Origin of the sequence: Microbacterium sp. MEJ108Y, assembly GCF_000834175.1 — a bacterium.
GTDB classification, from domain to species: Bacteria; Actinomycetota; Actinomycetes; order Actinomycetales; family Microbacteriaceae; genus Microbacterium; species Microbacterium forte.
This window is the reverse complement of the sequence record NZ_JXQX01000031.1, coordinates 21,107-31,724: the sequence shown is the minus strand read 5'-3', so window position 1 is coordinate 31,724 and position 10,618 is coordinate 21,107. Positions and strand designations below refer to the sequence as shown.

The window sequence follows — 10,618 nt, the reverse complement described above, 5'->3', positions numbered from 1 at the left end:
CCCCGCCGCCCCGCTCAGCGCCTACCTCGCCGGCCTCGCGGCAGGTCGCGCGGGCGGCAGCCGCGAGGACACGGCCGCGGCGGTCGCCGCGATCACCGCGCTGGCGGCATCCTGGCGCGCCGACGACCACGATTCCTGAAGTTCTCTCATCCCCGCCCTCCCCGATGTGATCGAGAAGTAATCACACCGAAACGGCATGCGCGCGGCCCTGCAACATCCGCCGCCTACGTTCAGAGCATTCACCCTCTCGAACGCCAGGAGCCGCGATGTCACAGACCACCGGAACACGCAGCGTCGATGCCCCCGCCGTCACGCTCACCCATCGACCCGGTCGCTGGATCGACGGGTGGAACCCCGAGGATCCGACGTTCTGGGCCGGCGAGGGCAAGGCGATCGCCCGCCGCAACCTGGGCTGGTCGATCTTCGCCGAGTTCCTCGGGTTCATCATCTGGCAGCTCTGGAGCATCGTCGTCGTGCTGCTCCCGGCCGCCGGCTTCACGCTCAGCACCACCGAGTCGTTCTGGCTGATCTCGCTGCCGAGCCTCGTCGGCGCGACCCTGCGATTCCCTTACACGTTCCTCGTCGCCCGCTTCGGCGGACGCAACTGGACGATGGTCTCGGCCCTCCTGCTGCTGATCCCGGCTGTGCTGCTCGGCATCGTCGTGCAAGACCCCGAGACCCCGTTCGGCGTGCTGCTCGCCGTGGCCGCCCTCGCCGGCTTCGGCGGCGGCAACTTCGCCAGCTCGATGGCGAACATCACCTACTTCTTCCCGCAGAAGGAGAAAGGCTGGGCGCTCGGCCTCAACGCCGCCGGCGGCAACCTCGGCACGTCCGTGGCGCAGCTCGCGGTGCCGATCGTCGTCTCGATGACCGCCGCCTTCACGTTCAACCTCTCGCTCGCCGGGTGGATGTGGGTGCCGCTGATCCTCGTCGCCGTCTGGGGCGCCTGGCGCCACATGGACAACCTCTCGTCCGCCAAGGCCGACTTCGCCGGAGCCGCCGCCGCCCTGCGCGAACCGCACCTGTGGGTGCTCTCGCTGCTCTACATCGGCACGTTCGGATCGTTCATCGGCTTCGCCAGCGTCTTCCCGAAGCTCATCGCCGACACCTTCCCCGAGTTCTCGACCTTCCAGATCGGCAGCGCCTCGATCACACTGGCGTTCCTCGGCGCGCTGGTCGGTTCGCTCGCTCGCCCCTACGGCGGAAAGCTCGCCGACCGCTTCGGCGGTGCGCCGATGACGATCGCCGCCTTCTCGCTCATGATCGTCGGAGCCCTCTCGCTGCTCGTCACACTCGAAGCGAACAGCTTCACGCTCTTCCTCGGCTGCTTCCTGCTGCTGTTCGTCGCCGCGGGCGTCGGCAACGGCGCGACCTACCGGATGATCCCCAACGTCTTCGCCGCGCGAGGAGCCGCGACCGCGGGTGATGCACTCGCGGTCAGCACCCAGCGCAAGGGTGCGGCCGCCCTGGGCCTGATCTCGGCGATCGGCGCCTATGGCGGATTCGTGATCCCCCAGGTGCTCGCCGCGGCGAAGAGCGGCACAGGGTCGTACGCCCCGGCGTTCGGCGGGTTCGTGGCCGGCTACGTCGCGCTGCTCCTGATCACGATCTTCGTCTACCTGATCCCCCGGGCCTCCCTCGCCGGACACCGGATCTGATCATGACCGAGCGCATCGTCGTCATCGGCGCGGGGCCCGTCGGCATCCGCTTCGCCGAGGAGCTCCTGCCCCTCGTCTCCGAGGGCCGGGCGACGGTGACCGTGCTGGGTGCGGAGACGGCGAATCCCTACAACAGGGTGCTCCTCGCGGAGCTCGCGGTCGGCGAGGCCTCGGCCGACGAACTCACCCTGGCCACCGCAGCGGGCCTTCCGGGGATCGATCTGCGTCTCGGAGCGCGAGCGGTGCGCATCGACCGCGGGGCGCAGCTCGTCGAGCTCGCCGACGGCTCGGACGTCGGCTATGACCGGCTGGTGCTCGCGACCGGCGCGCGATCGATCGTCCCGACACTCGACGGACTCGACACGCTGGGGCCGGACGGCACGGGCCTCGACACCCGCCTCACCGCAGGCGTCTGCGTGCTGCGCGACCTGGCGGATGCCGAGCAGGTGCGGGCCGTGGTCGAGCGCGGCGGCCGGGTGGTGGTGCTCGGGGCCGGCGTGCTCGGAATCGAGCTCGCGATGCTGCTCGCCGATGCGGGTGCCGTGCCCTCGGTCGCCCACTTCGGCCCGATGCCGATGCCGCGTCAGCTCGACCGCGGATCGGCGACCATCCTCTCGACCGCCCTCGCCTCCGCCGGCGTCACGCTCGTGCCGCACACGCGCGCCGAGGGCGTCATCGGCGTCGAGGGCGACGACGGCATCCGCCGGTTCCGCGCGCTGGCGAGCTCCGACGGCAAGCGCATCGAAGGAGACCTGCTCGTGCTGTCGTGCGGGGTCAGGGCGCGTACCGAGCTCGCCGAGGCGGCAGGACTGCGCATCGGCAACGGCGTGCTCGTCGACAGTTCCCTGCGATCGTGGTCGGATCCCCGCATCCATGCGATCGGCGACTGCGCCCACCTCGCCGACCCCGCCGAGCACCTGCACGAGCGCCAGGTGCCCGGCGGACCGCACGGCCTCATCGGCCCAGGGTGGCGGCAGGCGAGCTGGCTGGCCGCGACCATCGCCGCCGAGCTGGACGGCATCGGCGACGCCGACGAGTTCGCCGACGAGCATCCGGGGGTCGTCGTGCTGAAAGGCGAGCTGGTCGACATCGCCTCGGCCGGCGACGTCTCGGCCGACCCGTTCGCGCCGGTCCCTGTGGGCGAGGATGCGCCGGGCATCGCGGTGTGGGCCGACCCCGAGCACGGCACCTACGTCAAGATGGCGACGCGCGACGGCATCCTCACCGGATTCGTGGCGGTCGGGATGCCGCGGGCCGCCGCGGAGCTGAGCGTGCTGTATCTGCGCGGCGGCGAGCTGCCCGCAGACCGATCGCTGCTGCTGCGCCTCGACGATCCGGATGCCGACGTAGTGGCGCCTGCCGGTCGCGACGCGACGCTCTGCATCTGCAACGCCGTCACCGTCGGGCAGATCGAGGATGCGATCGACGACGGCTGCGGCTCGGTCGCCGCGATCGGGGACTGCACGCGCGCCGGCACCGGATGCGGTGGATGCCGAGCCAGGATCACCGAACTGCTGCACGACCGCGCGGAGGCCGTCGCATGACCGACACCCACTGCCCCTACTGCGCGCTGCAGTGCGCGATGACGCTGACTCCCACCGCGGGAGAAGCCCTGCCGGTGACCGTCGCGGGCCGCGACTTCCCGACCAACCGCGGCGGTCTGTGCAAGAAGGGGTGGACGTCGGCGGAGCTGCTCGCCGACACCGGGCGCCTCACCACTCCCCTGGTGCGGGGCGACGACGGCGAGCTGCATCCGGCGGAATGGGACTCCACCCTCGACCTGATCGCCGCGCAGCTCGAGCGGATCGCCGCGGAGGACGGCCACGATGCGATCGGCGTCTTCGGCGGCGGCGGCCTCACGAACGAGAAGGCCTACCAGCTCGGCAAGTTCGCCCGCATCGCGCTGCGCACCTCGCGCATCGACTACAACGGCCGCTTCTGCATGTCGTCCGCCGCGGCGGCCGCCAACCGCGCCTTCGGGATCGACCGCGGTCTCCCCTTCCCGCTGACCGACCTCGACACCGCCGAGACGGTTCTCCTGCTCGGCTCGAACGTCGGCGACACCATGCCGCCGTTCGTGTCGCACCTGCAGGGCGCCAGGGCACGCGGTGGCCTCATCGTCGTCGATCCTCGCCGCAGCTCGACGGCCCGGCTGTGCGCCGACGGGGCCGGCATCCATCTGCAGCCGGTGCCGGGCACCGACCTCGCTCTGCTGCTGGCACTGACCCACGTCGTGATCGCCGAAGAGCTGTACGACTCGGGCTACGTGCGGCAGCGCACCTCGGGCATCGATGCGCTCCGGCAGTCGGTGTCGACGTGGTGGCCCGAGCGCGCCGAGACCGTCACAGGGGTGCCCGCGCGCAGCATCCGGGATCTCGCCCGCCGGCTGGCCGAACCCGGCTCGACGTACATCCTCACCGGCCGCGGGGTCGAGCAGCACGTCGACGGCACCGACACCGCGACCGCTGCCATCAACCTGGCGCTGCTGCTCGGACTGCCGGGCACTCCGGGGTGCGGCTACGGCACCCTCACCGGGCAGGGCAACGGGCAGGGCGGACGCGAGCACGGGCAGAAGGCCGACCAGCTGCCCGGGTATCAGTCGATCATGGACCCGGTGGCGCGCGCGTCCGTCGCGGCGGTGTGGGGTGTCGACCCCGACGATCTCCCCGGCGCCGGTGTGCCGGCCGTCGAGCTGCTGCAGACCGCCGGCCTGCCAGGCGGCGTGCGCGCCCTGCTCGTGCACGGCTCCAACGTCTTCGTGTCCGCACCCGACGTCTCGACGGTGCGAGAGGCCCTCGGCCGGCTCGACCTGCTCGTCGTCGCCGACTTCTTCCTCTCCGAGACCGCGAAGGCCGCCGACATCGTGCTGCCCGTGCTGCAGTGGGCCGAGGAGGAGGGCACCATGACCAACCTCGAGGGCCGGGTGCTGCGTCGCCGACGGGCCGTCGACGCCCCCGCCGGAGCCCGCAGCGAGCTGTGGATCATGGCCGAGCTCGCCCGCCGCCTCGACGCCCCCGGCGTCTGGAGCCTCGACCCCTCAGAGGTGTTCGACGAGCTCGCCCGCGCATCGGCCGGCGGCCGCGCCGACTACTCGGGGCTCAGTCACGCCCTGCTCGACCTGGGCATCGAGGCGCACTGGCCGTTTCCGATCGGCAGCCTCGGCACGCCCCGTCTGTTCGCCGACCGGTTCGCGCACGCCGACGGGCGCGCGAAGCTCGTGGCGGTGCGGGCGCGGGCGCAGCAGACGCCGAGCGCCGACCGGCTCACACTGATCACCGGGCGACTGCTCGAGCAGTATCAGAGCGGTACGCAGACCCGCCGCGTCTCCGAGCTGACCGAGAAGCGGCCTTCCCTCGTCGCCCAGCTGCACCCCGCCACGGCGCGTCGCCACGGGATCGGCGAGGGCGACGGCATCCGCCTCTCGAACTCCCGCGGCACGGTGCAGGCGCGGGCCGAGCTGACGCACGACATCAGGCCCGACACGGTGTTCCTGCCGTTCCACTACCCCGACGGCGAGAGCGCGAATCTACTCACCGACGACCGGGTCGATCCGCACTCGGCGATGCCTGAGTTCAAGCGGGCGCTCGTGCAGCTCAGCGCGGTCTGACCCGGGGTCGGTCTCAGTCCTCGGGTTCGCCCGAGAGGATGCCGCGCAGCCAGTCGCGTGCCTCGACGAAGATGTCGTCGGAGTAGCGCTCGGGGTACTGCACGATCTGCCGGTCGGCCCGCGGGTACGACCCGAGGAACACCACCCGGGGGCTGAAACGACGGATGCCGAGCAGAGCATCGGCCATGCGCTCGTGCTCGATGTGGCCGTCGGCGTCGATCACGAACCGGTAGCGGCCGAGCTCGTCGCCGATCGGACGCGACTGGATCAGTGAGAGGTTGATGCCACGGGTCGAGAACTGCTCGAGCATCTCGAGGAGCGAACCCGGGTGGTCGTTCGGCAGTTCGACGATCAGCGAGGTCTTGTCGGCGCCGGTGGGAGCCGGTGCCGTGGTGGTGCGGGTGACGAGCACGAAGCGGGTGACGGCCTGCGCGTTGTCACCGATGTCCTCGGCCAGCACGTCGACGTCGAGGTGCTTCACGACGCCGGGAGCGGCGATGGCCGCCTGCGCGGGAAGACCGCCGTCGAGCATGCCGATCGCCGACGCCACGTTGCTCGCCGCCGGGACGTGCGAGTGCGTCGGAAGGTGCTCGCCGAGCCAGCCATGGCACTGCGCATAGGCGACGGGGTGCGCGGCGATCACCTGCACATCGGCGAGCGTGGTGCCGCGCGGAGCCACGAGCACGAAGTTCACCGGCACCAGGTACTCGCCGACGATCCGCAGGCCGGGCAGCGTGGCCAGAGCATCCTGCGTGGTCGAGACGCCGCCCTCGATCGAGTTCTCGATCGCGATCATGGCGGCATCGCTACGACCCTCGAGCACGTCGGCGAGCGCCTCGCCGACGTTGTGCACGGCACGCCAGTCCTGGCCTCGCGCTTCGGCGACCTGCTCGAGCGCCGCTTCGGTGAATGTTCCGGCGGGGCCGAGATAGCTGTAGGTGCGGCGTTCAGTCACGCGTTTCACCTTAGGGCACGGGTAGGGGCCCAGAAGATGCGCGGATGCCGAGATGGGGGCAGACTGTCTGCATGACGAGCCGTGCCGGCCTACCAGCCGAAGAATCCGATCTGATCGATGTCGACGAGCTGATCGCCGCTTACTACGATCGCGTCCCCGACCCCGGCGTCGCCGCCGAGCGGGTCGCGTTCGGGACGAGCGGTCATCGCGGGTCTTCGCTCACCAAGAGCTTCAACGAGAACCACATCCTGGCCACCACCCAGGCGATCGTCGACTACCGCGCGGCGGAGGGCATCACCGGCCCGTTGTTCCTCGGTCGTGACACGCACGCCCTGTCGCTGCCGGCCGAGCGCAGCGCCATCGAGGTGCTGGTCGCGAACGGCGTCGACGTCCGAGTCGACTCCCGCGACGCGTGGGTGCCGACCCCGGCGCTCAGCCACGCGATCCTCACCTTCAACCGCGACCTCGCGCCGGATGCCGCCGGCCGCGCCGACGGCATCGTCGTCACCCCGTCGCACAACCCGCCAAGGGACGGCGGGTTCAAGTACAACCCGCCGCACGGCGGACCGGCAGACACCGACGCGACCGGCTGGATCGCCGACCGCGCCAACGAGCTGATCGCCGGCGGTCTGGTCGAAGTCAAGCGCGAGCGCTTCGCCGATATCGACTGGGACGCGCTTCCCGGATACGACTTCCGCGACGCCTATGTGCGCGATCTGGCCACCATCATCGACATCGACGCGATCCGCACCGCCGGGGTGCGCATCGGAGCCGACCCCCTCGGCGGAGCCTCGGTCGAGTACTGGGCGCTCATCAAGGAGGTCTACGACCTCGACCTGACCGTCGTGAACCCCGAGGTCGACCCGACCTGGCGCTTCATGACGCTCGACTGGGACGAGAAGATCCGCATGGATCCGTCATCCCCATCGGCGATGGCCTCGCTGGTCGCCAAGAAGGCCGACTACGACGTGCTCACCGGCAACGATGCGGATGCCGACCGCCACGGCATCGTCACCCCCGACGCCGGGCTGATGAACCCCAACCACTACCTCGCGGTCGCCATCGACTACCTGTTCTCGCACCGCGCCGAGTGGCCGCGCGACGCCGCGATCGGCAAGACCCTCGTGTCGTCGATGATCATCGACCGCGTCGCCGAGTCGCTCGGACGCCGCCTGCTCGAGGTGCCCGTCGGCTTCAAGTGGTTCGTGCCCGGGCTGCTCGACGGATCCGTGGCCTTCGGCGGCGAGGAGTCGGCCGGAGCATCGTTCCTCCGCAAGGACGGCACGGTGTGGTCGACCGACAAGGACGGCATCCTGCTGTGCCTGCTCGCGGCCGAGATCATCGCCGTGACGGGCAAGACCCCGTCGGAGCGGTACGCCGAGCTGGAGCAGGCCTTCGGTTCGTCGGCCTATCAGCGGGTCGACGCCCCGGCGACGCCGGCGCAGAAGGCGACGCTCGGCAAGCTGGCGCCGGATGCCGTCTCGGCGACGACCCTGGCGGGCGAGGAGATCACTTCCAAGCTGTCGCACGCACCGGGCAACGGCGCCGCGATCGGCGGTCTCAAGGTGCAGACCGAGCACGCATGGTTCGCCGCGCGCCCGTCCGGCACCGAAGACGTCTACAAGCTGTACGCCGAGAGCCTGCGCGGCCCCGAGCACCTCGCCGAGGTGCAGGCCGAGGCCCGCGCCGTGGTGTCGGCCGCCCTCGGCGACTGACCCGGCGTACCGCTTCCGTCCGTCTTCTGCCCCCGGACGCCGCCCGTGCGGGGGCAGAAGTGCATCCGGGGTCAGCGCACGCCGGGGTCGCGCATGCCGGGGTCGAGAGCATCCGGGATCGGGAGCGCCTGGGCTCAGCGATGCGAAAGCGACCCCACCTGGCGGACGCCATGCGCAGGCCGGGTCGAAACAGCCACCCAACGCGGGTGCGGGGTCGAAGACACATCCGACGCAGCGACTTCGGATGCGTTTTCGACCACCGCAGACCCTTACTGCCCGCCACCGGGGGTTGCACAGACGTGCGTGGTCGAAGAACCACCGGAAACGGCCGCCTGGGATGCATTTTCGACCACCGCAGACCGTGACTGCCCGCCATTGCGGGTTGCACAGACGTGCGTGGTCGAAGAACCACCGGAATCGGCCGCCTGGGATGCGTTTTCGACCACCGCAGTCGAGCGCGATCGGATGCTGCGCGGGGGCAGCCCGAAGAGCAGAGGCGGCAGCAGCGGCCGGTCAGACCGAACTGGCGAGCAGCGCGCCGGCCTCGCGCAACCAGCGCGCAGGCTCCGCGAGAGCGGCATCCGACGATCCGGCGATGTCGGTAAGAGACGCGGATGCCGCGAACAGCGACACATCGGAGTCGGAGGTGATGCGCCCGGCCGCGAGCAGCGCGACGGCCCCGGCCGATGCCGCAAGGCCGGCGATGAACGAAGGCACCTTGCCGTCGCCGGACTGACCGTCGTACGAGCCCTCCCCCGTGATGACGATGTCGGCGTCGGAGATCGCGTCCGCGAGTCCGATCAGCTCCGCCACTTCGGCGGCTCCGGGAGCGAGTGCCGCTCCCCAGACAACGAGCGCACCACCCGTGCCGCCGGCGGCTCCGGTGCCGGGCAGAGCGGCATCGAGGCCGAGCAGGTCGGCGAGTCGGGCGAGCCCGGCATCCACGTCTGAGAGCTCGGAGGCGTCGAGACCCTTCTGCGGTCCGAACACGGCGGCGGCACCCCGAGGGCCGACGAGCGGGTTGGTGACGTCGGTGAGCACGCGCACCTGAGGCGCGGTGCGCAGGGCGCTCAGATCGACGGATGCGATGTCGGCGAGACCGCGCGCACCGCGGACGACGGACTCACCCGAGACGTCGAGGAATCGGGCACCGAGTGCGGACAGCATCCCGGTGCCGCCGTCTGTCGACGCACTCGATCCGATGCCGACCACCAGTCGTGTGACGCCGTGGTCGAGGGCCGCGGCGATAGCCTGACCGAAGCCGGTGGTGTCGGCGTCCCACGGGCGCAGGTCGTCGAGAAGTTCGATGCCCGAGGTGGAGGCGAGGTCGATGACGCCGGTGCCGCCAGGAGACCCGGCGGATGCGGGCAGCAGCAGCCAGCTGGTCTCCAGCGGCACGCCAGCGGGCCCGTCGACGACGACCGGCATGCGTCGCGCCCCCGGCACGGCCGCGGCGAATGCGGCGACGGTGCCCTCGCCGCCGTCTGCCATCGGTCGGTGCACGAACGTCGCGGAAGGATCGACTGACGCCCAGCCCGCGGCGAGGGATGCCGCCGCATCCGCCGCGGTGATCGTGCCCTTGAAGCTGTCTGGCGCCAGCACGACGCGGGTCATCAGGCGATACCGGGGGTGCTCGACCGCACGATGACCTCGAGCGGCAGCGCCGCCTGCTGCCAGTCGGCGTCGACCGTCGCTCGGAAGGCCTGGTAGCCGACCTCGCTCAGCGGCACCCGCACGGTCGTGAGCGCTGGCGTGACATCGCTCGACGACGGCACATCGTCGAAACCGCAGACGGCGATGTCGGAGCCGATCTCACGACCCGCGTCGCGGATCGCCGACATCGCACCGATCGCGACGACATCGCTCATGCCGAACACGAGAGTGCCCGGCTCGACGCCGTCGGCGAGCACCGCCGACATCGCCTGCACACCGGATTCGCGACGGAAGTCGCCACGGATCAGCCGATCGATCGTGCCGCCGCCTGATTCGAAGCCGGCGCGGAATCCGGCGAGACGCTCGTCTGAGGTCAGGACCCCCTCGGCCGCGCCGATCGCGATGGCCGAGCGGTAGCCGAGCGACGCCATGCGGCGGCCCAGCGCCTCTGCACCGGCGCGGTTGTCGATCTCGACGTGGCGGTTCTCTGCACTGCCGGCCCCGAAGGTGACCACCTGCCCGCCGAACCGGGCGTACTCCGCGAGCTCGCGCGAGGTGTCGGAGTCGGTCGGCTCGTTCGTGCGTGAGGCGGCGAGGATCAGGCCCTGGGGTCGCTGTCCGCGCAGCGCGCGCACGATGCGCGCCTCGCGGGCCGGGTCGCGCTCGGTGATCGCGATCGTGACGACGAGACCGTGCTCGTCGGCTCCGCGAGCGACGCCCGCGGCGATGAGTCCGAAGTAGGGGTCGGCGATGTCGGCGACGAGCAGCGCGATCACGGGCGAGCTGCCTCGGGCGGTGGCCTGAGCAGACGCGTTCGCCGTGTAACCCAGCTCGGCCGCCGCCTGCTCGACGCGCTCACGGAAGGACTCGGCGACCTTGCGCTCGGATCCGTTCAGAACGCGGGATGCCGTGGCGAGGGAGACCCCTGCCTCTCGGGCCACGTCGTGCAGGGTCGGGGCTGCGCCTCGGGAGTGCCGCGGCTGACGCACCCGGGAAGGGCTTTCCTGCTGACTCATGCCCCGAGCATACT

General features: G+C 71.1%; 8 protein-coding genes. 5 read left to right on the top strand and 3 right to left on the bottom strand.

What is annotated here, in order from left to right; translation table 11 throughout:
* The 4 genes from RU09_RS18775 to RU09_RS14015 all read left to right on the top strand — a co-directional run.
* A partial coding sequence (locus RU09_RS18775; protein WP_231567599.1) for a DUF6457 domain-containing protein occupies window positions 1-139 on the top strand: 139 nt, incomplete at its 5' end.
* 127 nt (window positions 140-266) lie between these two features.
* Entirely contained in the window at window positions 267-1,658 is a 1,392-nt protein-coding gene (locus RU09_RS14025) for an MFS transporter (RefSeq protein ID WP_052492990.1), read from the top strand.
* A 2-nt stretch (window positions 1,659-1,660) separates the two neighbouring features.
* On the top strand, window positions 1,661-3,202 hold the full coding sequence (locus RU09_RS14020; protein ID WP_042541489.1) for an FAD-dependent oxidoreductase: 1,542 nt from the start codon (window positions 1,661-1,663) through the stop codon (window positions 3,200-3,202).
* Window positions 3,199-5,265: a molybdopterin oxidoreductase family protein gene (locus tag RU09_RS14015; protein ID WP_042541488.1), complete on the top strand. Its 2,067-nt coding sequence runs from the start codon at window positions 3,199-3,201 to the stop codon at window positions 5,263-5,265. Before RU09_RS14020 ends, RU09_RS14015 begins: the two co-directional genes overlap by 4 nt.
* Window positions 5,266-5,278: 13 nt before the next feature.
* Here the strand turns inward: RU09_RS14015 and pheA are convergent, their stop codons facing one another.
* Window positions 5,279-6,229 (bottom strand): prephenate dehydratase, encoded by a 951-nt coding sequence (gene pheA / locus RU09_RS14010; RefSeq protein WP_042541487.1) that lies wholly within the window; start codon window positions 6,227-6,229, stop codon window positions 5,279-5,281.
* Window positions 6,230-6,291: 62 nt separating this feature from the next.
* On the opposite strand from pheA, the gene pgm reads away from it, so the two are divergent.
* Window positions 6,292-7,935, top strand: a complete 1,644-nt coding sequence (gene pgm, locus RU09_RS14005; protein WP_042541486.1) for a phosphoglucomutase (alpha-D-glucose-1,6-bisphosphate-dependent) — start codon at window positions 6,292-6,294, stop codon at window positions 7,933-7,935.
* A 513-nt stretch (window positions 7,936-8,448) separates the two neighbouring features.
* Here pgm and RU09_RS14000 read toward each other — a convergent pair.
* Entirely contained in the window at window positions 8,449-9,549 is a 1,101-nt protein-coding gene (locus tag RU09_RS14000) for a glycerate kinase (protein WP_042541485.1), read from the bottom strand.
* A complete protein-coding gene (locus tag RU09_RS13995) occupies window positions 9,549-10,604 on the bottom strand; it encodes a LacI family DNA-binding transcriptional regulator (RefSeq protein WP_082041140.1) in 1,056 nt (351 codons plus the stop codon). Before RU09_RS13995 ends, RU09_RS14000 begins: the two co-directional genes overlap by 1 nt.
* Window positions 10,605-10,618 lie beyond the last annotated feature (14 nt).

What these genes read in the sequence shown, in the direction of transcription:
- RU09_RS14025 (WP_052492990.1), top strand. Translation starts at nt 267, where the DNA reads ATGTCACAGACCACCGGAACACGCAGCGTCGATGCCCCCGCCGTCACG.
- RU09_RS13995 (WP_082041140.1), bottom strand. Translation starts at nt 10,604, where the DNA reads ATGAGTCAGCAGGAAAGCCCTTCCCGGGTGCGTCAGCCGCGGCACTCC.
- RU09_RS14000 (WP_042541485.1), bottom strand. Translation starts at nt 9,549, where the DNA reads ATGACCCGCGTCGTGCTGGCGCCAGACAGCTTCAAGGGCACGATCACC.
- RU09_RS14015 (WP_042541488.1), top strand. Translation starts at nt 3,199, where the DNA reads ATGACCGACACCCACTGCCCCTACTGCGCGCTGCAGTGCGCGATGACG.
- pgm (WP_042541486.1), top strand. Translation starts at nt 6,292, where the DNA reads ATGACGAGCCGTGCCGGCCTACCAGCCGAAGAATCCGATCTGATCGAT.
- RU09_RS14020 (WP_042541489.1), top strand. Translation starts at nt 1,661, where the DNA reads ATGACCGAGCGCATCGTCGTCATCGGCGCGGGGCCCGTCGGCATCCGC.